This window comes from Caballeronia eucalypticola (genome assembly GCF_047608185.1).
GTDB lineage: Bacteria > Pseudomonadota > Gammaproteobacteria > Burkholderiales > Burkholderiaceae > Caballeronia.
This window is the reverse complement of record NZ_JBLKRU010000044.1, coordinates 34,886-60,422: the sequence shown is the minus strand read 5'-3', so window position 1 is coordinate 60,422 and position 25,537 is coordinate 34,886. Positions and strand designations below refer to the sequence as shown.

Sequence of the window (25,537 nt, the reverse complement as noted above, 5' to 3'; positions counted from 1 at the left end):
TTGTTGCTCATGCTTTTGACTCGTCTGCTTAATGCCTGCCACCATTTCCCTGGCTTCGTCTACGGTACCGCGCGCTTGTGCATGCATAGCAATACTATCGAGATCGATGTGCGCCCGCGCAAAGGCTCCAGAGCGTGCTGCTCAGGATGCCATCAACCCGCCAGGGGCTACGACCAACTGCCCCAACGCCGCTTCGAGTTCATCCCGATCTGGGGCTTTGCGGTGTTTTTACTGTACAGCATGAGGCGCGTGGAATGCAGGCGATGTGGGGTCAAGGTAGAGGAGGTGCCCTGGGCAATGGGCAAGCACCAGTTGACCAGGGCGTACATGCTGTACTTGGCGCACTGGGCGCGCAAGCTTTCATGGAAGGACACGGCACAGTCCTTCCACACCAGTTGGGAGAAGGTCCAACAGGCCGTGGCCTATGTCGTGCAATGGGGTCTGGAGCATCGCGAGCTGGGGCATATCCGGGCCATCGGCGTGGACGAAATCGCCTACGGTCGTGGTCATGAGTATCTGACACTGGTCTACCAGATCGAGGCGGGCTGCACGCGCCTGCTCTGGGTGGGCGAGAAGCGCACCAAAGAAGCGTTCCAGAAGTTCTTCGATATGATCGGCACGGAACTGGCGCAGGGCATCGAGTTTGTGTGTTCGGACATGTGGAAACCCTATCTGGACATGATCAAACTGCATTGCACAGGGGCGCTGAACATTCTGGACCGCTTTCACATCGTCGCTAAACTCAATCTTGCCATCGACGAGGTCCGTGCGGGCGAAGCACGCCAACTGGTCAAGGACGGCTACGAGCCGGTGCTTAAGAAGTCGCGCTGGTGTCTGCTCAAGCGCCCGGGGAACCTGACCGACTCCCAGCGCATCAAGCTGCGTGAGGTGCTGCGCTATAACCTCAAGAGCGTACGGGCCTACCTCTTCAAAGAATACTTCCAGCAATTCTGGGACTACGAGTCACCCGCATGGGCAGGCAAATTCCTGGATCAGTGGTGCAGCGAGGTCATGCGCTCGCGCATCGACCCGCTCAAGAAATTCGCTCGCACAGTACGCACCCATCGAGAGCTGTTGCTCAACTATTTCCGGGCGCGAAAGGCGTTCTCCAGTGGCATCGTTGAGGGACTGAACAACAAAGCCAAAGTCACTATGAGAAAAGCCTATGGATATCGCACCTTCAAAATGACGGAACTCTCGCTATATCACGTACTTGGCAAACTTCCTGAGCCAGAACTCGCCCATAGATTTTACTGACGGACCAAAAATATAATCATTTTGCTCGTGGACAATACCCCGGCGCCAGGAGGTTAAAGCGCGCGTACAAAGTCGCACAACTTTCTTTAGAATCATAGTTAAACGCAAGTCGGGAACATCCATGCCTGTACGCCACAACGCTGCGTTCACCGCGCTTCTCGCGGCCGCGCTCTTTGGGGCGACGACCCCGCTTGCCAAGACCCTTCTTGGCACACTTTCGCCGTTCATGGTCGCAGGTTTGTTTTATCTAGGCAGCGGCGTTGGTTTGGCTGTCGCTATCGCTTTCCAGCGCATCACGCGGACCAAAAACGAGCGCGCTAACGAAAGCCGGATTCAGTTGGCAGAAGTACCCTGGTTGCTTGGCGCCATTGCCGCTGGTGGTATCGCTGGGCCGGTGCTGCTGATGTTCGGACTAAGCCTCACGCCAGCGGCGACGAGTTCGCTCTTGCTGAATCTTGAAGGCGTCTTCACGGCGTTGATCGCGTGGGTCGTATTCCGTGAGAATGTGGACAGGCAGATTTTTCTCGGCATGGTGGCGATAGTCGCGGGCGGCGTGGCGCTCTCATGGCAACCGGGCGCGGCCGGACTATCCGCCGGCGCGCTGCTGGTTGCTGCCGCTTGCGCGTGCTGGGCGATCGATAACAATCTGACGCGCAAGGTATCGACGAATGACGCCATGGTCATCGCCTGCTTGAAGGGGCTGATCGCCGGATCGGTCAATCTTTGCATCGCCCTTGTGCTCGGCGCGCACCTTCCCGGTTTGGCGAAAACGGCGGCAGCCATGTTCACCGGCTTGGCCGGATACGGCGTCAGCCTGGTCTTGTTCGTCGTCGCGTTGCGCAACCTCGGCACCGCACGTACGGGCGCGTATTTTTCAGTTGCGCCGCTGTTCGGCGTGACGCTTTCGCTGATCCTGTGGACGGCTATTCCGGACCCGCTGTTTTGGGTCGCCGCCGCGCTGATGGTGCTCGGCGTGTGGCTGCATATTCGCGAACGCCACGAGCACGCGCATACGCATGTGTCGATGGACCACAACCACCGGCATCGCCATGACGAGCATCACCGACACACACACGATTTCAAATGGGACGGAAAGGAGCCGCACACGCACCCGCACCAACATGCGCCAATGACGCACACCCATGGACATTTCCCGGATATTCATCATCGCCACATTCATTAAGCCGCGGATTTCCTCGATCAGTCCCGCGTTGCATCCAGTGTCCAGTCGGCTCCGTATATAGCATTGACGTGAGGCAATCCTGCACTTGCGGCCTAAGGAGAAAAACCATGAACAAGGCAATGCGGAAAGCGATGTCGGCAGGCGTGTCGGTGGCGTTCTTGTGCGGCTCGGCGGCAGTATTCGCGCAGGGTGGCGGCAACGGGAACGGCGGCACGGGCGGTGGTAATGCGCACAGCGCGGCAACGGCTGGAATGACGCATTGGGGCGATCCGGTTGCCATGCCAACGAGTAACACGCCCGGCAATATGCAGAACCCCGGCATGGATAGCAGCGCTGGAATGAGCGCGATGCCGTCGAACGGCGCCAAGGGTGCTGGTGTTGCAAAGAACGTGCAGTGAGCAATGGCATGCGCAGCGTGCGCCGGACGCCGGGAATGGTGGTCGGTTGTCCTTGGCCTAGCTGCGCATCGACATCGCTATGGATTCGCTTGGTGCTAGTCGCCGCGAAAGGCTTTGGCCGAATACGAAAGTTGAATCCGGCGCATGGCCAAGACGCTAAGCATCATTAGCAATTGCAGCATTACTGGTGCGCGAATTTAGTCGACCCTATATGCCTTTGCCACGAGCATGGATTCTGTAATCCAGAGACACAATTGCGCTTGAACTAAGCAAGATTCTTCGGCTCCTACTTAAGAGGCGAGGGAGACGATCACATGCTTAAACCAATTGCATTATTCGCGCTTGTTGCTTGTCTGGGCGGCTGTGTTGTCCCGCCGGGACCGGGCTACGGCTATGGATACGACGGATACGGATACGGCGACCCATACGCAACGGATTATTCGGGGCCTTATTACTCGGGTTATCCGGCTGTCTACGGCGGCGGAATCTACGTCGGTGGCGGCGGAGGCTGGTACGGTGGGCACTACTACAACCATGGATGGAACCATGGGTACGGCGGTGGCTTTCACAGTGGCGGCCACGGCGGCTGGGGCCACGGCGGTGGTTACGGCCACGGCGGCGGCGGTGGACAGTGGCAGGGCGGCGGTGGCGGCCATAGCGGCGGCGGGCACGGTGGCGGTCGCGGCTAGGACGGCATCATCTTAATTGCGCTGACTTAGCCTGACTAGGCGGCTTCTAAAGCAAGGCATCGATTTCGCCGGACGGTTTATCCGTTATCAACTGTCCGGTGAAACTCTCCGCCGGTGCTAAGAGCTTGCGCTAAAGCACGGCTAGCAGAGCAAACGGCCAGATGACTATACGCGCTGATTCCGGTAAAGCTTCTCTAACGTTCTCGTTCACCGGTCAAATTTCCCAGACCCTGTTTCGACCTCTTCGCAGTGTTGCGACCGAGAGAAACAGACGCGGATCATTTCCTCGATATCAAAACTCAGAGCGCCCTCAGTTATCGATAAAGGACGCTCTTTGCTTGTCTTTAAACCTCAGGCGTTACGGCAACCGCCGATGCGGAATCCTGGCTAGCCGCTGGCGTTGTCTTGCTAGCCGCGGTTGCAGATTTCTTGGCCGACACACGTTTCACAGCCGGTTTCCTGACTGCTGCTTTCTTCGCGGGAACATTCGCTACAGTCGCGTTTTTGATCGACGCTTTTTTAGCAGCAGCTTTTTTTGCCGGCGCCTTTGCGCTTAGCGCTTTCGCCGTCGATTTTTTAGCCGTCGTTTTCTTTGCTGCCTTCTTGCTCGCAGGTTTTGTACTGCTAGCTGCAACGGCATGACTATCGTCGTGGCCATCGATCAGGAATTTCGTGCGGTCCTTGACGTCCTTGATCCAAAGCGGCGGACGGGCCCAGCCGCTCCACGTTTCACCCGTCTTGGGATTGCGATACTTGGCAGGCAGCTTTGGCTTAGCCGCTGCTTTTGCCTTGACGTCAGACTTGGTTGATTTTCCTGCAGGCCGGCCGCGTCGCTTCTTCGTGGATGAATGCGCTTCAATATCAGCCGTGGTCAGGCCATGCTTTTCCATTAGCTTGCGGATGTCGTCGAGCACGGATTGCGCGCGCTTTGCGATCATTGCTTCCGCTTGAGCCTGCAGCTTTTTCAGCTTGGCTTGAATCTGTTCCAGAGTAGGCATTATGGTTTCCTTAAGAGTGTTTGCCGGCACTATGCCATGCGTTCTCTGATTTCGGAAGCGGCCAGTAGCGCCCTGTATTAAAGGTACGCACCTCTTAATACAGTTTGTTTCAATCTATGACAAAAAGACTCAGCTTTAGGCAGCGCGCGTTGAACGACAAGCGTTAGATCCGGCTTGCTTGTGGACTATTAAAAGGGGCGAAGCGCAGATCTTCGCCACTCGCGCTGCGTTATTCAGCCGCACGATTTTTGCATCGTTCGGATCTGGAAGTAAATGCGCAGGATATCGATGCAGTTTTGCGAAACGCTGGGATGACGCCGACTCGAAGAGAGAAATGTAGAGGTGCGGGTGAGCGGCCCCGATCTGTTCGACCGGCAAGCCGCTGATGCTGCTGTGTCATGCACTAGGATCGTGAAGACGCCCGCTAGCGATCTCTAATACCGGTGAGGCGGCGGCCGATGCCGTGGCGGCGGGCGATGATGATGGTGTCTCGGCGGCGGCAACGGACGGCAGCGCCGCACATAATGACCATGAACCCAGACGCGCCTGCATTCCTGCCGGGGCCGAGCCTCGGCTACCGTGGGAATGGCGGCGCCCGCTGCAGCGGTCAACAAGATGACCGCGAGAAATCTTCGCATAGGTGCTCCACAAAATCTGAACAGAATAGAGACTCGCCAATGCATCATCCGGCGCTAAAAACTAGCGCGCGATTTTCACCCTGAGGCGAGTTTCCTCAAGAGCAAAACGAACTACTTCTTCGAGGTCTTGGAAACCTTTGCTGTAGCTTTGACGGCTGTTTTCTTAGCAGGTTTCTCTCCGGCCTCAGCGAGTACCTTAGGCTTGGCAGCGGACTTAACCGCGGCCTTTTGCTTTTTCGGCGCTATGTCGTTGTCGGCAGCTTTGGGTTTGGCAGCCGTCTTGCGCGCGACTTTGCCTTCAGTTTTTGCGTCAGCCTTGGCGGTGGTTTTCCCTTCAGCTTTAGGCTTGGCCTTCGGTGCTTCGACGTTGTCGTCGCCCGTAGGCGTTGCTTTTGATTTCGTCTTGACCGGCTTCTTTACGGCTGCCGCGGCAACTGCGTCCGCTTCGTGTCCTTCCTGGGGCGGTATCAAGGAAGCGAGCTCCTGTTCCAGCAAGGCGCGTGCTTTTTCCCAATACTCCGTGGAGCGTCCTTCTGGACGACCGTCTGCTTCCCATAGATGGTATGCCTGCAAACGAAGCTTTTCTTCCAAAGATTTGTTGTGCATTCCATTAGCCATTTTGCGTGTTTGAGGGTTCATGTTACAGGAGCGTCGCTCCGCTTGTGAACGCGCGGTTAGTTCTTGTCGCGCTATAAAAATGTCTTTTTTCCCATGCTAGGATGTCTCGCGGATAAGCTTGAGGTATTGCGATGACAACCTTGTATGACACCTTGTCCGTCCCGGAAAATGCGACGGCCGAAGAAATAAAACGTGCTTATCGGAAAGCAGTTATGCGTTGGCATCCAGATCGCAATGTCGGTCAGGAGCAGGTCGCACGAGCCGCATTTCTCGACATTCGAAATGCTTACGCCATTCTCTCCGATCCCGCGCAAAGACAAGTCTACGACTCCGTATTTGCTGAGGAAATGAAACGGCAGGAAGCGCAGCGACTGCGTAAGGAACAGGAGCAGGCAGAACGCGAAGCCGAGTTGCGTGCCGCGCAGGAAGCGGAATATGCCAGCCGCGTCGGGTTGGCCATGCGCTTCGCGACGCAGGGTTATAACCGCGACGTCGTCCGCGGCGTGTTGCTGGCCCACGATTGCGACGACGAACTTGCGTGCCGCATCGCCGATAGCGTCCTTGCACTGCACGCATCAAGGCAGTCCGAGGTTGCATCGATGGAACCTGAAGCGGCCGCTTCTCCCAAGCAAGACGCGCACGATACGCCCAACGCGAAGCAAGAAGAGGACCCGGCGCCCGCGGACCGCGTCCGGTCGTTTTCCGATCTCTGGATGCCCTTCTGGAACGTGCTGCGCTCGTGACCGCGCGCCATGGCAGGTCGCAGTCTTGCTACTCTCTCTGAATCCGAGCCCTCGCGGCTGTCAGACTTTGTCTTGAGTTCAAGCGACATGCGCCGGCATATGTCTGGCGCTGGTCGCCGCAATAACAGCGTTGCAGGAACATACTGGCCGTTCAAACCAGCACCAAGCAGGCAATAAGCGAGATTCAACGAGCTAAAAAGGGCAATAAACCCAACAAAAGCCACGCGGCTTCAAGCCTCGCGAGGACAGAATTAAAATCTGCTGAAAGGACAGAGCGGTCCGGAGACATCGATGGAGCATTCCTATTTCAAATTGCTGCATCTGCTGTCGGGGCATCCCGGATGGGCGCTCACAGTCGTATTACTTGCCGCGTTTTTTGAATCCATCGCTTTTATCGGTACATTCGTTCCCGGCAGCACCGCCATGTTCGTGGCTGGCGCGCTGGTCGGTACCGGTACGCTTAATCTCGGCTGGGTGTTCGTCTGCGCCCTCGTGGGCGCCGTAGCCGGCGATGCCGCAAGCTACTGGTTCGGCTGCAGCCACAAGGACACCATCGCGAAGTTGTGGCCCTTCCGCTCGCACCCCGGCATGCTGACGGCGGGCAAGCGCTACTTCGAAGCGCACGGCGCAAAAAGCGTGATCTTTGCGCGTTTCATCGCGCCGCTGCGCGCGGTTGTTCCCGTTGTCGCCGGGATGATGGGCATGCAGCCCTTGCGCTTCCTCGTCATCAACATCGTCTCGGCGCTCGTCTGGGCGCCCGTGCATATTCTTCCTGGCGTAGTCTTCGGCGCATCGATCGAACTGGCGGGCGCCGTGTCCTTCCGGCTCGTTGCGGTGATTGCCATCCTGGTTGTCGTGACCTGGCTGACGTTCAAGCTGACGAGCCTCCTCGTGTCCCACGCGCGGGCGTGGACGGATTCCTCGCGCCGAAGCCTGCTGCTTTGGGCGCGTCATCATCCTGGCCCAGCTGGACGAGTAGTGCTCGGTATCCTGGACCCCAAGCATCAGGCCGCCGCGCTTATCGCCGTGATCTCTGTGTTGCTGCTGGCATCGGCTACCGTGTTCTTTTCGACGCTGCACGGCGTCTCGCACGGCGATCCGCTGGTTCAAGTCGATGTGTCGGTTTATCGCTTCCTGCAATCGTTCCGATCCTCATGGGGCGACTCGGTCCTGGCTGTGCTCGGCACGCTGGGCAGCGTGCAGACACTCGCCACGGTGACGTTGCTGGTCGTCGTATGGATGATGTTTGAACGCCGTTGGCGCACCGTCGCGTACTGGCTGACCGCGGTCGCGTTTTCCCAGCTGTTGATCCTCGCAATCCAGATCACGATCCAGCGTCCGCTACCGGGCGCGGTAGCGTCCAGCTTGCGCGCGTTCCCGAGCAATCACGTCGCGGCCAGCGTGGTGATCTACGGCTTTCTCTCGTTCTTGCTGGCGCGCCGCGTGGGGCCGGTGGCGAGGGTATTCGTCGCGATGGCGACCATCGCCATCTTGGTGTCGGTCGCGTTCTCGGGGCTGTATTTCGGCCACTTCACTTTCTCCGATGCTATCGGCGGCGCGGCACTTGCCGCCACCTGGGTCTTTCTCGTGGCGCTCACCGCCGTGTGGCGATACCCCGCGAAACCGGTACCTCGCGTCATGATGCCGCTCACCGTCCTGGTGGTGATTTGCGCGAGTGTCGTGTTGCAGTTCAAGACGAGTCTTGACGCGATGGCGGTCGAGCCCACGCGACCGCTTGTCATGATCTCGCCAATGCAATGGATGGACACTGTGTGGCGGACCTTTTCTTGCTATCGGTCGAGCATGGACGGTGACCGCCTTGAACCCATCACCATTCAGTGGACCGCGACGGCAGCGGAGATCAGGACTCAATTAGAGAGCCGAGGGTGGACGGAAGGATCGCATTTATCGGCGCATAGCATCTTGTCGCTCGTTTCCCCGGATGTGGCGGCTACGGCGCTTCCGGTGTTGCCAAGGTTGAACAATGGCGAACCATCGGCGTTCGTATTTACGCGCGCTCACATGAGTGCGGACGAGCGCGACGTCTTGCGATTCTGGCCGACGCAATATGCAGTGACGCGTCGCGGCGGACAGCCGCCCACTCCGATCTGGCTCGGCTCGCTCGTTCACGAACGGTTGCTGCGGCCGTCGTGGCCGTTCAACGTGTTGCGTCCGGACAAGCGGCTCGAGCCGATGATCGAAACCCACGGCGACGCATCGCCTTGGCGCGGCCTGGAAGTAGCGAACAGCGCGGGCTGCGGGGGTATTCCAGTGACGCTCGTGGTATCTGGGGAGCAATGAGTCGGCTAGTCTGCAAACGAGCGGTGAAACGCACTATGAATTGAAGCAACGGCTACGCAATGCCGAACGCTTCAGGAGGCGAGTACTTGATACAGATTCCACCCTCGGCAATCGAGAACTGGGGAAGTGCCGCAGTCTTCGGCAACGTGCTGCTCACGCGGCTGGGCGTGCCGCTGCCGGCAATCCCCGTGCTTGTCTTCGCGGGCTCCGCGATCGCCGGCGGGAACCTCGTTTTTTCTCACGTGCTGTGCGCCGCGGTGGTCGCCGCGTTGATCGGCGATGGCGTGTGGTTTTCCGCAGGACGTATCTACGGTCGCCGGCTGACCGATATGTTCGGGCGCCTGTCGCTATCACTTGATGCAAGCATGCGCACCACACGCGCATTATTCGAAAGGTTTGGCGTGGCGATCGTGGCAGTGTCGAAGTTCGTTCCAGGGCTTGCGCTCATCACGCCGCCGCTGATGGGCACCACGCTTATCGCGCCGGCCGCATTCGTTGCGTGGGACGCGCTCGGTACGGTGGCTTGGGCTTCGTTCTGGTTGCTCGGCGGCGCGCTGTTCGAGCGGCAACTTGGGTTGCTGCTGAGCGTGCTTCGGCCACACGGAGCATCGATACTCGACGTGCTGTTCGCCGCCGCCGTTCTCTACATGACGTATCGATACCTGCTGCGCTGGCGTTTCAGGAAGTGGCTGAGCCGCAGGATCGTATCGCCCGAACGGCTCGACCGGATGATGCGTTCCAGCACGCCGCCCTTGATTCTCGATGCGCGTCCAATGTCGGTTCGGCGTGACGAGTCGTATCGAATCCCGGGGGCGGTGCTGCTTGATATTGAATCGCTGGAGTCCACGGACGCGAGTCTGTCGGCGAGCAACATTGTGGTGTACGGCATGTATTCAAACGATGCGGCCGTGAGGAAGGTTCGCAAGCAGTTGCTCGGCAAGCACGTTGTGAATGTTCGTATCTTATATGGCGGCCTGGACGAGTGGGTGCGCCATGGTTATGCGGTGGAACCGCTACCACCGGAGCTAAATGTATTCACTGCATCAATGGCACGTTTATAGTGCGACACTCGATTGCCTTGATTCGTACCTCACTTCCTCGATCACCCATACGCACATTTGTATGCCTGCTTTAGTAGGGATGCGCCCCGCGCAATCTCGTGGCTAAATGAGCCTAACGATTCGAACGAAAAAGTCCTAAGCTAACCGAAACAAATAAAGCAACGGACGGTGTCGAACACTAACGTTTGCGCGGCGTATACGAGAATTCAAAAAGACCCAGACGGGGGACAAGCTGGCATTGAAGTTCAGCGAGAGGCTACCGGCGACAACGCAACGGGGATGGAATAAAAACGGCGTTCAACCGGTAAGTAAAAAAGCAGTCAGTGAAAACGAAGCGAATTAAATAGTTAACGAGGGGAGAGGTAGCGTGCCGGCGGCTGGGCGTGGCGAGACGCCCGGTCGCCGGACTCGCTGCATGTTTTAGTTCCGGTTCAGCCAAGACACTTGAGCCGGGATGCTTGTTTATCAATCAGCTTATCAATTCCATTCAATTCAATTCCCGTCCGGACCTGGTTCCCAGTAAACATTTAACCCCATCAACTCGGTCAGGGTCTGCGCCGCCGTTTTCATCCTTTCTCCCACCTCGTTCATCGCAGGCACAGGTGCCTGATCGATGCGTTCTATGAACGGTGTGGTCAGCGAAGCAATGGCATGTCCGTTTCGTCCAAACACGGGATAAGCAAGATTCTTGACGCCCTTGACCTGACGGCTAGGCATGCGCGCGTGTCCGCGTTCCTTGATCCGTGCGAGATCCGCGGCAAGCTGTTTTGCATCGACCGGAAGTTCGCCATCAACGGGGACGTGAAGCTTCAGCATCCGCTTGCGTTCCAGCTCTTCCTGGAATGCCATCAGCACTTGTCCCGACGCGGTGTCGGTCATGCCGATCAACGTGCCCACCTTCAACGAAAAGCCCCAACGCTCCGGACTTTCCACGCCCGCCACGATCAGCACGCGGCCGTCTTGATACACGCATAGGTGGAACGATTGCCTGACATCGTTGGCCAGTTGCGTCATCAACGGCAGCGCGGTGGTCACCAGCGAGCGCACCGGTTGATGTCGATGCGCAAGCTGGAACAACAACAACGACAACACATAACGGTCGCCTATTGCGAGCAGATATCCGCGCGTCTCCAGCGTAACGACCATGCGAAAGATCTCTGCTGTCGTACGACCAAGCGTCTTCCCCAGGTCAGCGAGTGACAAGCCCTCTGGATGACTCGCCAGCAGTTCGATGATGTCCAGCCCCTTCTCGAGCGCCGGCGCTGAGTATCGCGTGTTGTCCAAAATTTCTCCTTGCCCAAAGCCACATGTCCACTCTCAACCGGTCTCAGCGTAGTGAGATCCGGCTGTTGCATGGCGTGATTGTAGACTCGCCAACCCCTTGCGTTCGACGCGATCGTCGATGAAAAACGCGTGAATGTGGACATCGGGAAAACACCGATAAAAATTCACGTATGAAATGGCGTTTTATCTTTAAAATGATTTGCATCGGTGGAAAAGTGGTCCGCAGGACGTGCGAGACACGCGATCCGCAACGCGGAGTGATTCGCCGCAACACACAGCATGGGACCAGAGAAGGGAACGTAGATGGCTGAAGTGGCATTCAAACAGGTGCAGAAATCGTTCGGCGCCGTACAGGTGTTGAAGCAGATCGACCTGACTGTTGCGGACGGCGAGTTCCTTGTGCTCGTGGGTCCCAGCGGCTGCGGCAAGTCGACATTGCTGCGCGCGCTGGCGGGACTGGAAGGCGTGACGCACGGACGCATCCTGATCGATGGCCGCGTGGTCAACGACCTGCCGCCGAAAGACCGGGACATCGCGATGGTGTTCCAGAACTATGCCTTGTATCCGCATATGAGCGTGCTCGAGAACCTCACGTTCGCGCTAAAGCTGCGCGATTTGAAGCCTGAGGAAATCACGGCCCGCGCAAATCAGGCGGCAACTATTCTTGGCCTTCAGGATTTGCTCGGCCGATATCCGCGCCACTTGTCTGGCGGCCAGCGTCAACGCGTCGCAATGGGACGTGCAATCGTACGTGATCCTAAGGTGTTCCTCTTCGACGAACCGCTGTCGAACCTCGACGCGAAGCTACGCGTTCAAATGCGCGCGGAGATCAAGGCGCTGCATCAGCGCTTGCGCGCAACGACGGTCTACGTGACGCACGACCAGATTGAAGCGATGACGATGGCGGACCGCATCGTCGTGTTGAATGCCGGGGCGATCGAGCAGATTGGCGCACCGCTCGAACTCTACGATGACCCCGACAACCTGTTTGTCGCGAGTTTTATCGGCTCGCCTTCCATGAATCTTTTTACGGGCCGCTACGAGTCGCTAAACGATGGCGCGCGGGTACGCATTGGCGATTTCTCGATCCAAGTGCCCGTGGTCAACGCTCGCGATGGCCAGGATGTAACGGTGGGCGTGCGGCCCGAGCATCTGGTGGTGGCGGAGACGGGCGGCATTCCATTCAACGTGGATGTAGTCGAACCAACCGGCGCATCCACTGAGTTATTCGGCACGGTCGCGGGACAGCGCTGTTGCGTGATCGTGAACGGACGTTTGTCGTTGCGCCCGGACCAGGGCATCCGGCTTGATGCCGATCTGCATAACACCCGCGTCTTCGACACCGGCACCGGCCGCCGGTTGCGCTAAAAAGCTAGAGAAAACCACACGCAAGCCGTACCGCTCGACGTCACGGCACATAACAAAGGAGATGAATCATGGTTAGGGATTCGATGAAAACCGGCCTCAAGATCGCTGTGTCGGTACTGGCTTTAGCGGGTCTGGTCGCCACCACCGCTGCGCGCGCCGACAACGAATACAAAGGCTATACGCTGCGCGTCAAGCTGATCGGCGGGGTGCAATATGAAGCACTCTACACGCGCATTCCGCTGTGGGAAAAAGAGACCGGCGCAAAGGTTGAGATTGTCTCGCGCAAGAGTCACTTCGAACTGGATCGTGAGTTGAAGCAGGACATTGCTTCGCAGCATATCGACTATTGCGTGTCGTCGAATCATACGAATTTCTCGGCGCAATATCCTATTTTCCGTGACCTCAAGGGTCTGTTCCCCGCAAGTTATCTTGCGGCGTTCGCGCCTGCGTTGCTGAAGCAGTCCGAGGTAAAGGGACAGTTGGTGCAGATCCCACGATCAACGGATATTGAAGCCCTGTATTACAACAAGGTCGCTTACGCCGATCCGGCGAATCGCGATGCATACAAGAAGAAGTTTGGCACCGACCTGACGCCGCCGAAAAACTTCGCGGAGTTCACGCAGCAGGCGACGTTCTTTACGAAGGCGCCGAACTTCTACGGCACGCAATTCCCGGGCAAGGATGAAGCGCTGACGGGCACGTTCTACTCGCTGTTGGTGGCGAACGGCGGTCAGTTACTCGATGCCAAGATGCAGCCGAAGTTCAATTCGCCAGTGGGCGTGAAGACGCTCGACTGGTTTGTGAACCTGTACAAAGCAGGCGTGGTGCCGAAGGGTGTTCCAAGCTACGTCTGGGACGATCTCGGCAATAACTTCGCGTCGGGTAAGGTCGCGCTCGATCTCGATTGGCCAGGTTTTGCATCGTTCTATAACGACCCGAAAACGTCGAAGCTGGCCGGTAATGTGGGGGTGGTTCGTGCGCCGCTGGGCGCGGCCAACAAGCGGCCGGGCTGGTCGGGGTCGCATAGCTTCTCGATCACGAAAGTATGTGCGCGTCCGGAAGTGGCCGCGAGTTTCATCCAGTTCCTGACGAGCAAGGATTCGCAAATGGTTGAAGCGCGCCTTGGCTCGATTCCCTCGCGTATCGATGCACAGCAGGCTATCGTCCAGGAGTTCAAGACGAAGGACGATCACTTCATGGCGGACGCGGTAGCAACCTTCAGCCAGGCCGCGAAGGAAGACTCGTTCACCCCGCCGCGCGTCGCGCAATGGAATGAGATTTCCAATGCGTTGTGGCCGGAATTGCAGAAGGCGATCATCGGCGACGAGACCTCGCAGCAAGCGCTCGACAACGCGGCGAAGAAGGTCGCGGACATCATGCAAGACGCGGCGGATGACCAGTAACCACCGATCAACATGGAATCCAATACGCCTTACTCGATCGGCGGCGAGCCTGTTCTTGCCACACGCGCCAAGCGCATCCCACTGCCGGTCAAACTGCTGATGCCGGCGTTCCTGGCGGTCGGGATCGTGGTGATCCTGCCGCTGTTGTTCTCGTTTTATACGAGCTTCACGGCGTATCGCCTGACCGATCCCGACACGCTTTCGCACTGGATCGGCTGGCGCAACTACGAGCGCGCATTTGCGAATGGCGACTTCTGGGCCGCGTTCGGCCGCACGATTTTGTTCCTCACCATTGCGCTGAACCTCGAACTGTTGCTGGGCCTTGGCGTGGCGCTGTTGCTCAATCAGGTGACGAAAGGCCAGCGCGCGTTACGCACGGTGATGATGTTCCCCATGATGTTTTCGCCCGTGCTCGTCGGCTTCCAGTTCAAGTTCATGCTCAACGACAGCACGGGCATTGTGAACAACCTGATGCAGACGCTGTTCGGTGCGAAGTCGGCGTTTCCGTTTCTTGTCGATGCGAAATCCGCGCTTGCATCGCTGATTGCGGCCGAGGTATGGAACTCGACGCCCATCTTCGCGGTGATCCTGCTGGCGGGTTTGATGGCGTTGCCGAAGGATCCGATAGAAGCATCGAAGGTGGATGGCTGTACTTCCTGGCAGACGTTCCGCTATGTGACGCTGCCGTACCTGATGCCGTTCATTTATATCTCCATGACGATCCGTTCGCTCGATGTTGGCCGCGCCTACGACATCGTGCGCATCATGACGAACGGCGGTCCGGGCGGACGTACGGAATTGCTTTGGACGATGGTCGGACGCATTGCCTACGACGACTCGCGCATGGGTTACGCCAACGCGATTGCGTATGTCTCGGTGCTGGTGTCGATTCTCTTCACGCTCTATTTCTTCCGCAAATTAAGCGGCGCGCGCAAACACATGGGGCCAGCCTGAGATCATGAGCGATATGGCAATCAAGGGCGCATTCGTGCGCAAGTCGGCGATGTGGTTTGGCGTGTTCATCGTGATGGCAATCATCTGCTTGCCGGGTCTGTGGGTCGTTCTTAATGCGTTTCGATCGAACGTGGCGATTTTGTCGAATCAATCGCCGCTTGTTGGTGCGAGTTACACGCTCGATAACTTCAAGAGCATGTTTGGTTATGGGCAAATGGCGTCGTTGCCGATCAGTCAGTATTTTTTGAACTCGCTGATTATTTCTTGTGTGAGCACGGTTGCCGCGTTGGCTGTTGGTGTGCTTGGCGGTTATGCGTTCGCGCGCTTCGAGTTCAGGCACAAGAAGGTCATGTTCGTGGCGCTGATGTTGACGCGTGCAATTCCTGGCATTGCTTTGTCGTTACCTATCTTTATGTTGTGGGCGTGGACTGGGCTGCTTGATACGCGCATTGGCGTGATCCTCGTTTATCTCGCAATGAATGTGCCGTTCACTGTGTGGCTTATCGATGGTTTTTTTCGCGAGGTGCCTATCGAGTTGTCGCAAGCGGCGCAGATTGATGGGTGTAATCGCTGGCAAGCGTTTTGGCGTATTGAATTGCCGTTGGCAAAAAGTGGGATTGCGTCGGCAGGGATCTTTGCGTTTCTTACTAGCTGGAATGAGTTCGCGCTTGCGACGCAGTTGTGCAGGAGCCCCGATACAAAGACATTGCCGGTGGGGTTGATGGATTTTACTGCGCAGTTTTCAGTCGACTGGGCCGGGATGTGCGCGATGGCCGTGATTATTATTATTCCCGCGATCGTGCTGACGTTTATTGTGCAGAAGCATTTGATCGCAGGGTTGACGTTGGGTGGGGTGAAGGGATGAATGAGGGGTTTTCGTTCGCACTCTGTTCAAGGTTTTTGGGCGGTTGGTTCGTAGGTCGTAGGTTAGTGGTTTGGGGTCAATGCCGGGTTGCTGCTTTCCAGGGTCTTCGCGCGTTTAGTGTTGGATGTTCTCTTTATCACTATTAGCCACTGCGCGTGGCAGCGCGTCATTTCTTTGTCCAAAGCGACAAAGAAACGAAGCAAAGAAAACGCTTTCACCGCTCTACCCTAAGTGTCCACAGCGTGCAGTTTCTATTCATGGGTGCCCCAAAAGCACGGTGCTCGCAAGAGCGAAGAATGTTTGAACCCCTCTTTCTCGCGAATCCTGACATTAACACGCTTCGCCCCGTACGCTCTCGGGCAAGCACCATTGCCATGCAACCCGCACGGCCTCACGCGTTTCGGTGGTCTCGTTTGGAGGAGCGTTGGTAGTATTGTTCGGTATGCATACTAATTTGGTGATCGGTTCTCCGCGGGTAGCGCGGGGTGCTCTTCGGGCAGGTTCACTCACTGGTGGCGAAGCGTGGGGTATCCGTGTTCGGAGAAAGAGGGGTTCACACATCCGTGGCTCTGGCGAGCACCGTGCTTTTGGGGTACCAATGAATGAAAACTGCACGCTGCGGACACTTAGGGTAGAGCGGTGAAAGCGCTTTCTTTGCTTCGTTTCTTTGTCGCTAAGGACCGGGAAATGACGCGCCGCCACGCGCAGTGGCTAATAGTGCAAAAGAAATCAGCTAACACTAAACCCGCGAAGACCTGGAAAGCAGCAACCCGGCATTGACTCCGACCGCTAACGCAGAACCCGTGCAACCCGGCATTGACTCAGACCGCTAACCCCAAAACCTAACAGCCCAACCGCCCCCTCGACCACCGTACAACCAAAAAAAATTCCGCAACAGCATCAAAAAAGGAACCCCAATGACCACAATCGAGACCGTCGACATCCGCCAAGTCGACCTCCAACCCAAAGTCAAACGCACTGACGCGATCCAATCCTTCGTAGTGCAGGAGACCATCCTGGTCACGCTCAAATGCAGCGACGGTAGCGCGGGCACTGGCTACACCTACACCATCGGCACCGGCGGTTCGTCCATCGTCGCATTGCTCCACGATCACCTGGCGCCGCTGCTGATCGGCCGTGATCCCGCCGAGTACGAGGCCATTTGGCGCGACCTGTTTTTCCACACGCACGCAACCGCCGTCGGCGCAATAACGAGCCTCGCGCTCGCTGCAATCGATACCGCCCTATGGGACCGCAACACGCGCGTAGCGAATCTGCCGTTGTGGATAGCGGCCGGCGGATCGAAACCGCGCACACGCACGTATTCCACCGAAGGCGGCTGGTTGCATCTATCGGAGGCAGAACTCGTCGATCAAACCTTGCAAGCGCGCAATGCCGGTTTTCACGGCGCAAAGATCAAGGTCGGCCGCCCGCATCTGGCCGAAGACACGCGTCGACTCACCGCTGTTCGCAACGCCATGGGCGATGACTTCGAGATCATGGTCGACGCGAATCAGGGCTTCACGTTATCCGAAGCCATCCGCCGCGCGCATGCGTTCGAACCGTTGCAACTCGCGTGGCTCGAAGAGCCGATGCCCGCTGAAAATATCGCGGCGCATAAGCGGCTTTGCGCAGCGACGCCGGTGCCCATCGCGGTGGGAGAGTCGATGTATCACCCGGCGCAATTCGCCGAGTATCTGAAGGCAGATGCCTGCTCGATCGTGCAAGCCGATGTCGCGCGCGTAGGCGGAATCACGCCGTGGTTGAAAGTGGCGCATCTGGCTGAAACCATGAATGTGTCCATCTGTCCGCACTTTTTGATGGAACTGCACGTGAGTTTGTGCGCGGCCGTCCCGAACGCAACATGGCTCGAATACATTCCGCAACTGGACGCGTTGACCGGCAAGCAGGTTCAGATCGAGCAGGGTTACGCAGTTGCGCCGATGGAACCGGGGATCGGTATCGACTGGGATTGGGATGCGATTAATGCGACGCAGCGCACGCATGGTTCTATCAACGCCCGCGCGGCGGCTTAAGCCATGAGCACGAATGTGATGCGCCATTGCCTGTCGCTCGATCTCCGCGATGACCCTGCGGTCATCGCTCAATACGATCGTTATCACGAGGCGGTGTGGCCTGAAGTGCTGGATGCGCTGCGAGCGTCAGGCATCATCGACATGACGATCTGGCGGCGCGAAACGCGCCTGGTGATGCTGATTGAAACGGAGCCTGATTTCAGCTTCGATAAACTCGTCGCTGGAGTTGACGCTCATCCGCGCGTGACGGAGTGGAATGCGTTGATGGCAAGCTTTCAGCGTCCGCTGCCGGGTGCAACGAGCGTTGAGTGGCAACCGATGAAACTTGCATTCAACATGCGGACGCAAATGAAGGGCGGATGAAAAGGTCTGCCGCGTGATGCAGGTCAGACAATTCGAACGATCAAGGAAAACAGCCATACCGCAATACCGACACCGCCGACCAGGCATACCGCTACCGCGCACAAACGCCAAAGGGTCTTCATCGGTCGTACCTAAAAAAGAAGGCCGCAAAGCGGCCTGAAGAGGGGTACTACAGGGGGATCAATGAGATGCATGTTAAAGACCCAGACTTAAGAGAAGATTAAGCCGCGCTGAGCGCATCCTGATCGAGACTTGATCGTCTCCCTCTTGCAGATCGAAAAAAGCTGAAGCCCGGAAAAACTTGCGTTCTTCCGGGCTACAGCTTTGGCACGTCAACCCCTCGTGAGGGTTTTCCGTACAGCTTTGCTATCAAATCAGTTATGCGAGTACAGCGACTTTTCCTGGCTCAGGTTAACGCGGCTGCCTGATTGCGATTGCGTGTCTTGCACGCCACCGTACGACGTTGCATTCGCGTTAGCTTGCGCTTGTTCAGCTGCAACCGTTTGTGCGCTTTGGCCGCGTTGCGATGCCGGTGCGCCAACGCTCGGGTTGTACGACGGTGCCGGGCCGTAGCCGCTGCTCGCAAATGCGGGGGCAGCCAAGGCTGCGGAAGTGGCGACCAACAATGCGGCGATAAGATTCTTGTTCATGATGTGCTCCGATTTGCATGAGTTTTAAGGGGCGCAGTGGCTTAGTTTTTCTGCTCACTGCGTCGATGAAATTCAGTGTATACCCTTACTATCAATTTATTGTATCGATAGTATGCAATAGACTTTTCGCAATTTGCCAATAATGAGATGGGGATCTGCGGGCCGCCGAGCGCGCATAAATCTAGTCGTGGAGTGTCTCGATAATCGCCGCCGTGATGGCGCTGCGCCCGTAGGAAGCCCTCTCGACCATCCCCACCGTGCGCAGAATGGGCGGCTGCGCGATCGAAATCAGACGCAACGACGGGTCCGTCTGCCATCCGGCCCTATGCAGTTGCGGCAGCACGGTTACGCCAACGTTCTTCCTCACCAGCGCCAAAATCGTTTCGATGGAATTCAGCTCCAGATACTCGATCACCTCCAGTCCGAGCGTGGTCAGTGCCTGATCGACGACCACGCCGGTGCGCACGCGGCGGTCGAAACGCAAGAATCCATGCGATGCCAGAATCCGGCGCGGGTCGGTATCGGTGATCTCGCGGCTTACGATCAACATCAACGGCTCCGTGTAGAGCGGCGTCCACTTCAAGGTGTCCGGCAAGGTCTGGTCGGGACGCGCCACGACGGCCGCAATGTCCACCTCGCCTTGCTCCACCATGGCCGTGAGCTCGTCCGAACGCGCGGACAACAACCTCACGTCGAGCCCAGGGTGGGCAGTTTTCAGCTGCGCAACCCCTAGCGACAGCGCCTGAATCACAGACACAACGGCTCCAATCGCGACCGGCCCCTGCATGGATCCAGCAGGCGTAGCTTCCAGCTCATCAAGCAGATCCAATATCTGCTCGACCTTCGGACGGATCTCGTGCCCCTGCCGGTTCAGCGTGATCTGCCGCGCGCTGCGGTCAAACAGTTGCCGCCCCAGCGCTTGCTCCAGCCCACGCATCTGCAAGCTGACCGCGGCTTGCGTCAGCGCGACCTTATCGGCGGCAGCGGCAAACGAGCCCGTCCGCGCAACCGCGCGGAATGTCTTCAGCATTCGGATTGTCGCCATGGCTTATTCGAGTGAAACTCATTCAAGAAAAAATTAAGTATCGAAAAGAAAGTTTAATATTTCCTGATGCATTTGGGCCGACATAATTACTTCATCGAAAATGTTGGCCGCATGTAATGTGTAATGCCCCGCAGCGGAGTATTGAATTTGTCGACGTTAAGCAAGCTGCCACTGAACCAGCCCGATCACCAGCCTGATCTCCCCGCTCAGGTCAATCCGCCTGCCCGGCATCCCGTACTCGAAGTCAGCGGTTTCTCGCTGAAATTCTCGCGCGCCGCACATGTTCCGAATCTCGTCGAGGACGTCTCGTTCTCCGTGAACGCGGGCGAGACGCTGTGCATCGTCGGGGAATCGGGGTGCGGAAAAAGCGTGACATCGCTGGCGATGATGGGTTTGCTGCCCAGTCCGCCGGCGAATATTGTCGCGGGGAAAGCGATGTTCGACGGCCGCGATCTCTTGAAGCTGAGCGAACGCGAACTCGCTGATATCCGCGGCAACCGGATGTCGATGATCTTCCAGGAGCCGATGACCTCGCTGAATCCCGCGTTCACCGTCGGGCATCAAATAGCGGAATGCGTGCAGCGGCATCGCGGTTTGAGCGGCGCGGCGGCGCGCAAGGAAGCGCTGGACATGCTGCGCCTCGTGCGCATTCCCGCGCCGGAAACGCGGCTTGACGCGTATCCGCACGAGCTGTCCGGCGGCATGCGCCAGCGCGTGATGATCGCGATGGCGCTGGCGAATCGCCCGCAGCTGGTGATCGCCGATGAACCCACGACCGCACTCGATGTCACCATCCAGGCGCAGGTTTTATTGCTGGTGCGCAGCCTGCAGGCCGAAACCGGCACGGCGATGGTGTTGATCACGCACGACCTCGGCGTAGTGGCTGAAGTCGCCGATTACGTCGCGGTGATGTATGCGGGACGGATCGTGGAATATGGCTCGGTAGATGAAATCTTCGACGACCCGCAGCACCCGTACACCATCGGCTTGATGGGCGCGATTCCATCGGTGGGAAAACGCGAAGGCGCGCTCGCGACCATTCGCGGTTCCGTGCCGTCGCCGGAACACATGCCTAAAGGTTGCAGGTTTGCGCCGCGTTGTCCGTTCGTGGAGCAACGGTGCATTGATGCGGTGCCTCCCGATAAACAGCTGGATGGAACGCATCGAGTCGCGTGCTGGGTCGCGCCGGTCGAGCACGCGCTTAGCGGGGCCGTGGCATGAACTTCAACGCTCCCATTATTGAAGCCAGGGACCTGACCAAGCACTTCGGCGGGACCCACAATTTGTTCACGCGTACGCCGACGGTCTACGCAGTGAACGGCGTTTCGTTTTCCGTGCAGAAGGGCGAGACGTTTGCGATCGTCGGGGAATCGGGTTGCGGCAAGTCGACGCTCGGACGCCTGTTGCTGCGTCTTATCGATAGCACCGAAGGCCGGGTGATCTACGAAGGTAAGGACATCACGCATCTGGGCACCGAGCCCATGCGCCGTCTGCGTCGCGAGATGCAGATCATCTTCCAGGATCCGTTCGCGTCGTTGAATCCGGGCATGACGGTCGGGCAGATCATTGGTGAACCGATCGCGCTACATGGTCTCGCGAAAGGCGCGGAACTTCGGCAACGCGTGTCGGACTTGCTGCATACGGTTGGATTGCAACCCGGTTACGCCGAACGTTATCCGCACGAGTTTTCGGGCGGGCAGCGGCAGCGCATTGGCATTGCGCGAGCGCTGGCGGGTGAACCCAAGCTGATCGTCGGCGATGAACCCGTCTCCGCACTCGATGTCTCCGTTCAAGCTCAAGTCATCAACTTGCTTGAGTCGCTGAAGCAGAAGCTTGGCCTGACGCTGATCATGATCGCGCACGACCTCGCGGTGATCCGCCATATGAGCGATCGCGTGGCGGTGATGTATCTCGGCGAGATCGTGGAAATGGCGGATGTGAACGATCTGTTCGATCAACCGCTTCACCCCTATACGCAAGCGTTATTGCAAGCGATCCCGGCGAGCAGTCCGCGTCAGCGCCGCAGCAAACCTTCATTGACCGGCGATCTTCCGAGCCCCACCGCACCGCCTTCAGGATGCCGTTTTCATCCGCGATGTCCGCATGCGCGCTCACGTTGCGCCGACGAACAACCGGTCAGCGAAACGCTCGCAAACGGCCACCGGGTTGCGTGTCATTTCTGGCGTGAGATCCAAAACGCGGGTGGCGGCGCGCCTCTTGTTTCCATCGTCAGCCCGAAGCTTACCGAGCGTCTGGCGGTGTATCGACAACGTCAGGCTACGGTCGACGGCGCTGCGCAAGAACAATCGAACTAAACGTACACGGGGAAGTCCAGATGCGAAAGATTTTGTTGGCCGCGGCGCTCGCCGCGGGTTTTTCAGGCACTAGCGTTGTGATGGCTCAGTCGAACTCTACGATCCGCATCGGTTTGCAAGACGACATTGGCACGCTTGATCCGGCGCGCAGCAGTCAGGTGGTCGATCGCATCGTGTTCAGTTCGCTCTGCAATTCGCTGGTCGATATTGGCCCGGACCTGAAGATCGTGCCCATGCTCGCGACCTCGTGGAGCATGAGCGCAGACAACAAAACGCTCACATTCAAGCTGCGCCACGGCGTGAAATTCCACGACGACGAGCCGTTCAACGCCGCCGCCGTGAAGGCAAATCTCGACCGCGCGCGTTCCATGCCGGCGAGCAATCGCAAGAGCGAGCTGGCTTCCATCGATCACGTGGATGTAGTCGATGAGTTCACCGTCGCGATCGTGTTGAAAGCGCCCGATGCCGCGTTGCTCGCCACGCTTACCGATCGCGCCGGCATGATGCTCGCGCCGAAAACGCTCACCGATGACGCGGGCGTTTCCACGCATCCTGTGTGCTCGGGTCCGTACAAGTTTGTCGAGCGCGTGCAGAACGACCGCGTGGTGCTGCAGAAATTCGCGGGTTACTGGGACGCCGATAAATACCCGATCCAGAAAGTGATTTTCCAGCCGATTCCTGACAGCACGGTGCGCCTCGCGAACCTGCGCTCGGGTTCGCTCGACATGCTGGAACGCCTCGCGCCTTCCGATGTGGCTTCGGTGAAAAGCGACAAGAATCTCAACTTCATTTCGATGAGCGGTTTGGGCTTCTATGACCTCACGTTCAACGTCTCGAATGGAGCGCGTGCGCCGAAGGCGTTCAAGGACAAACGCGTGCGCCAGGCGTTCGAACTTGCCATCGATCGCGACGCGATCAACCAGGTGATCGGCGGCGGGATTTTCTCGCCGATCAACCAGGCGATACCATCGAACAGCCCGTACTTCGACGCATCGATCAAGACGACCAAGCGCGATATTCCGAAGGCAAAAGCGTTGCTCAAGGCGGCGGGTTTCGAGCAGCTGAATGTGGAGCTGACCTTCGGCAACAACACGGTTTCGAACCAGATGGCGCAGATGCTGCAAGCCATGCTGTCGGAAGCCGGCATCAACCTGAAGCTGCGTCCGACTGACTATGCCGCCGCGCTGAATGCATCGACGAAAGGCGACTTCGAATTGCTGTATCTCGGCTGGTCGGGCCGCACGGATCCGGACGGCAACCTGCATCAGTTCGTGACCTGCAAGGGCAACCTGAACTACGGGCGCTATTGCAATCCGGACGTGGACAAACTCCTCGACGACGCACGCGTTAAACCGACCGTCGCCGAGCGCAAGCCTATCTACGATGCCGCGCAGAAGTTGCTCGCCGACGAAGACCCGATCATCTATCTCTACGCGCAACCTTGGCCTTATGCGTTGTCGAAGAAAGTGCAGGGTTTCACGCCCTATCCTGACGGGCTGATCCGTCTGCGTGGCGTGAGCATCAAGGGATAACCGTTCATGTTGCGAATCATCGCCAACCGCGCGCTTGTCGCCATCCCGACACTCATCCTCGTGTCGATGATGATCTTCGGCCTGCAAAAAATGCTGCCCGGCGATCCGGTTCTGGCGATGGCCGGTGAAGACCAGAACCCGCAAGTCATAGCAACGCTACGGCTGAAGTATCACCTCGATGAACCCGTGCCCGTGCAGTACGCGCTGTGGGTGAAGGACATTCTGCACGGCGATTTGGGCGCATCGCTCAGAACCGATGTGCCGGTGACCAAACTCATCGCGCAGAAGTTGCCGGTGACGTTGCAACTGGCCGTGATGGCGATGATCTTCGCGATTGGCATTGGCGTGCCGCTGGGGGTTTTATCGGCGGCGAACAAGGGCAAAGCGCTGGACTATGGCGCGAATATCCTCGCGCTCACCGGCATGTCGATACCCAATTTCTGGCTCGGGATCATCCTCATCTTTTTGGTGTCGGTGAAATGGCAGTTGTTGCCATCGTCCGGGTACGTGTCGCCGACCGAGGACTTCTGGCTGAGCATCAAGACCATGTTGATGCCCGCGTTTGTGCTTGGCGCGGCGCTCGGCGCGCAGTTGATGCGGCATACGCGTAGCGCGATGCTGAGCGTTCTGCGCAGCGACTACATTCGAACGGCGCGCGCTAAAGGGTTGCTACGCGGCACGGTCGTGGTCAAACATGGCTTTCGCAACGCGCTGATTCCGATCGTCACGGTGCTCGCTTTGTTGTTCGGCGAATTGCTTGCGGGCGCGGTGCTGACCGAGCAAGTGTTCACTATTCCAGGCTTTGGCAAGCTGGTCGTCGACGCGGTTTTTAATCGCGATTACGCCGTCGTTCAAGGTGTCGTGCTGGTCACGGCGGTAGGGTTTATCGTGGTGAATCTTTTCGCCGATGTCTTATACGTCCTGCTCAATCCGCGCCTGAGGAAAAGCTGATGGCGACTATTGTTGAAACTTTGGAAACAGCAGCGCTACCGCACAAACGCAATCGCGCATTGGGTCGCTTCATGCGCAACCGCGCGGCGGTGGCGGGCGCGGTGATCGTGCTGCTGGTGATCCTGGTCGCCCTATTCGCGCCGTGGCTCTCGCCCTACGATCCCATTCAGGCGAGCTTCATGACGGTGCGGCAAGCGCCATCGGCGAGTCATTGGTTTGGAACCGATGAACTCGGCCGCGATGTGCTCACGCGCTTGCTGTGGGGCGCACGCGCTTCGCTGCTGGCGGGCGTTGTCTCGGTGGGAATCGCGGTGGTGATTGGCGTTCCGCTTGGTTTGCTCGCGGGCTACTTCGGCAAGCTCGTCGATGGCGTGATCTCGCGCTTCACCGACGCGTTGCTGTCCATCCCGTTCCTGATCCTCGCCATTGCACTTGCTGCGTTCCTCGGTCCGAGCCTCACCAACGCGATGATCGCTATCGGCGTCTCAGCCATGCCGCGCTTCGTGCGTCTCACGCGCGGTCAGGCGATCAGCGTCAAAGCCGAGGATTATGTGGAAGGTGCACGCGCTATCGGGCTTGGGCACTTTCGCATTATCGTCCGTTATATTTTTCCCAACGTGCTGCCGCCGATCATCGTGCAGGCGAGCCTCACGGTTGCGATGGCGATCATCGCGGAAGCCAGCTTGTCGTTCCTCGGCCTTGGGCAATTGCCGCCCGCGCCATCGTGGGGATCGATGCTAAATACTGCGAAGGATTTCGTCAGTCAGGCGCCGTGGATGTCGATCTTCCCGGGCATTGCCATCTTCCTGGCTGTGCTCGGCTTCAATCTCCTCGGCGATGGACTGCGCGACGCGCTCGATCCGCGCGAGCTTTGATTTGTGCCCC

The 25,537-nt window shown here is 58.1% G+C and carries 23 protein-coding genes; 18 read left to right on the top strand and 5 right to left on the bottom strand.

Annotated features, from left to right (window positions below):
- The 4 genes from ACMX25_RS32835 to ACMX25_RS32820 all read left to right on the top strand — a co-directional run.
- The coding region (locus tag ACMX25_RS32835; RefSeq protein ID WP_414950301.1) for an ISL3 family transposase at positions 1–1,257 on the top strand (1,257 nt) is incomplete at its 5' end.
- A gap of 121 nt (positions 1,258–1,378) precedes the next feature.
- Positions 1,379–2,440 carry a DMT family transporter gene (locus tag ACMX25_RS32830; RefSeq protein ID WP_414954064.1) on the top strand — a complete coding sequence of 354 codons (1,062 nt, stop codon included), beginning with the start codon at positions 1,379–1,381 and terminating at the stop codon, positions 2,438–2,440.
- A 107-nt stretch (positions 2,441–2,547) separates the two neighbouring features.
- Complete coding sequence (locus ACMX25_RS32825; RefSeq protein ID WP_414954063.1) at positions 2,548–2,838, top strand: hypothetical protein; 291 nt, start codon at positions 2,548–2,550, stop codon at positions 2,836–2,838.
- A 314-nt stretch (positions 2,839–3,152) separates the two neighbouring features.
- Complete coding sequence (locus ACMX25_RS32820; RefSeq protein ID WP_414954062.1) at positions 3,153–3,527, top strand: hypothetical protein; 375 nt, start codon at positions 3,153–3,155, stop codon at positions 3,525–3,527.
- Positions 3,528–3,871: 344 nt separating this feature from the next.
- Here ACMX25_RS32820 and ACMX25_RS32815 read toward each other — a convergent pair whose 3' ends face one another.
- Both ACMX25_RS32815 and ACMX25_RS32810 read right to left on the bottom strand, forming a co-directional pair.
- Positions 3,872–4,525: an H-NS histone family protein gene (locus ACMX25_RS32815; RefSeq protein WP_414954061.1), complete on the bottom strand. Its 654-nt coding sequence runs from the start codon at positions 4,523–4,525 to the stop codon at positions 3,872–3,874.
- A gap of 749 nt (positions 4,526–5,274) precedes the next feature.
- Positions 5,275–5,802, bottom strand: coding sequence for a DUF2934 domain-containing protein (locus ACMX25_RS32810; RefSeq protein WP_414954060.1), 528 nt, complete (start codon positions 5,800–5,802; stop codon positions 5,275–5,277).
- Between the two features lie 110 nt (positions 5,803–5,912).
- Between ACMX25_RS32810 and ACMX25_RS32805 the strand changes: the two genes are divergently transcribed.
- From ACMX25_RS32805 to ACMX25_RS32795, 3 genes are all read left to right on the top strand, one after another.
- Positions 5,913–6,524 (top strand): J domain-containing protein, encoded by a 612-nt coding sequence (locus ACMX25_RS32805; protein ID WP_414954059.1) that lies wholly within the window; start codon positions 5,913–5,915, stop codon positions 6,522–6,524.
- Positions 6,525–6,815: 291 nt separating this feature from the next.
- Positions 6,816–8,825, top strand: coding sequence for a bifunctional DedA family/phosphatase PAP2 family protein (locus ACMX25_RS32800; protein ID WP_414954058.1), 2,010 nt, complete (start codon positions 6,816–6,818; stop codon positions 8,823–8,825).
- A gap of 59 nt (positions 8,826–8,884) precedes the next feature.
- On the top strand, positions 8,885–9,886 hold the full coding sequence (locus ACMX25_RS32795; protein WP_414954057.1) for a VTT domain-containing protein: 1,002 nt from the start codon (positions 8,885–8,887) through the stop codon (positions 9,884–9,886).
- Between the two features lie 492 nt (positions 9,887–10,378).
- Here the strand turns inward: ACMX25_RS32795 and ACMX25_RS32790 are convergent, their stop codons facing one another.
- Entirely contained in the window at positions 10,379–11,170 is a 792-nt protein-coding gene (locus ACMX25_RS32790) for an IclR family transcriptional regulator (RefSeq protein WP_414954056.1), read from the bottom strand.
- Between the two features lie 303 nt (positions 11,171–11,473).
- On the opposite strand from ACMX25_RS32790, the gene ACMX25_RS32785 reads away from it, so the two are divergent.
- From ACMX25_RS32785 to ACMX25_RS32760, 6 genes are all read left to right on the top strand, one after another.
- Complete coding sequence (locus ACMX25_RS32785; protein WP_414954055.1) at positions 11,474–12,538, top strand: ABC transporter ATP-binding protein; 1,065 nt, start codon at positions 11,474–11,476, stop codon at positions 12,536–12,538.
- 68 nt (positions 12,539–12,606) lie between these two features.
- A complete protein-coding gene (locus tag ACMX25_RS32780) occupies positions 12,607–13,941 on the top strand; it encodes an ABC transporter substrate-binding protein (RefSeq protein WP_414954054.1) in 1,335 nt (444 codons plus the stop codon).
- Positions 13,942–14,040: 99 nt separating this feature from the next.
- Complete coding sequence (locus tag ACMX25_RS32775; protein WP_366144590.1) at positions 14,041–14,895, top strand: carbohydrate ABC transporter permease; 855 nt, start codon at positions 14,041–14,043, stop codon at positions 14,893–14,895.
- A gap of 13 nt (positions 14,896–14,908) precedes the next feature.
- Complete coding sequence (locus ACMX25_RS32770; RefSeq protein WP_414954070.1) at positions 14,909–15,760, top strand: carbohydrate ABC transporter permease; 852 nt, start codon at positions 14,909–14,911, stop codon at positions 15,758–15,760.
- Positions 15,761–16,677: 917 nt separating this feature from the next.
- A complete protein-coding gene (locus tag ACMX25_RS32765; protein WP_414954053.1) occupies positions 16,678–17,796 on the top strand; it encodes a mandelate racemase/muconate lactonizing enzyme family protein in 1,119 nt (372 codons plus the stop codon).
- A gap of 3 nt (positions 17,797–17,799) precedes the next feature.
- On the top strand, positions 17,800–18,159 hold the full coding sequence (locus tag ACMX25_RS32760; protein WP_414954052.1) for an L-rhamnose mutarotase: 360 nt from the start codon (positions 17,800–17,802) through the stop codon (positions 18,157–18,159).
- A gap of 374 nt (positions 18,160–18,533) precedes the next feature.
- On the opposite strand, the gene ACMX25_RS32755 is transcribed toward ACMX25_RS32760, so the two are convergent.
- Positions 18,534–18,809, bottom strand: a complete 276-nt coding sequence (locus ACMX25_RS32755; protein ID WP_414954051.1) for a hypothetical protein — start codon at positions 18,807–18,809, stop codon at positions 18,534–18,536.
- Between the two features lie 181 nt (positions 18,810–18,990).
- Positions 18,991–19,854, bottom strand: a complete 864-nt coding sequence (locus tag ACMX25_RS32750; RefSeq protein WP_414954050.1) for a LysR substrate-binding domain-containing protein — start codon at positions 19,852–19,854, stop codon at positions 18,991–18,993.
- Between the two features lie 171 nt (positions 19,855–20,025).
- Here ACMX25_RS32750 and ACMX25_RS32745 point away from each other — a divergent pair, with 171 nt between their 5' ends.
- Genes ACMX25_RS32745 through ACMX25_RS32725 form a run of 5 tightly spaced genes read left to right on the top strand, consistent with a single transcriptional unit; the run spans position 20,026 to position 25,527 of the window.
- Positions 20,026–21,075 (top strand): ABC transporter ATP-binding protein, encoded by a 1,050-nt coding sequence (locus ACMX25_RS32745; RefSeq protein WP_414954069.1) that lies wholly within the window; start codon positions 20,026–20,028, stop codon positions 21,073–21,075.
- Positions 21,072–22,169: an ABC transporter ATP-binding protein gene (locus ACMX25_RS32740; RefSeq protein WP_414954049.1), complete on the top strand. Its 1,098-nt coding sequence runs from the start codon at positions 21,072–21,074 to the stop codon at positions 22,167–22,169. Before ACMX25_RS32745 ends, ACMX25_RS32740 begins: the two co-directional genes overlap by 4 nt.
- Before the next feature lie 20 nt (positions 22,170–22,189).
- A complete protein-coding gene (locus tag ACMX25_RS32735; RefSeq protein ID WP_414954048.1) occupies positions 22,190–23,701 on the top strand; it encodes an ABC transporter substrate-binding protein in 1,512 nt (503 codons plus the stop codon).
- 6 nt (positions 23,702–23,707) lie between these two features.
- The gene (locus tag ACMX25_RS32730; protein ID WP_414954047.1) at positions 23,708–24,652 is read left to right on the top strand and encodes an ABC transporter permease; all 945 of its coding nucleotides are present in this window, start codon (positions 23,708–23,710) and stop codon (positions 24,650–24,652) included.
- Entirely contained in the window at positions 24,652–25,527 is an 876-nt protein-coding gene (locus ACMX25_RS32725) for an ABC transporter permease (protein WP_414954046.1), read from the top strand. The genes ACMX25_RS32730 and ACMX25_RS32725 overlap by 1 nt, the downstream gene beginning before the upstream one ends.
- Positions 25,528–25,537: the final 10 nt, after the last annotated feature.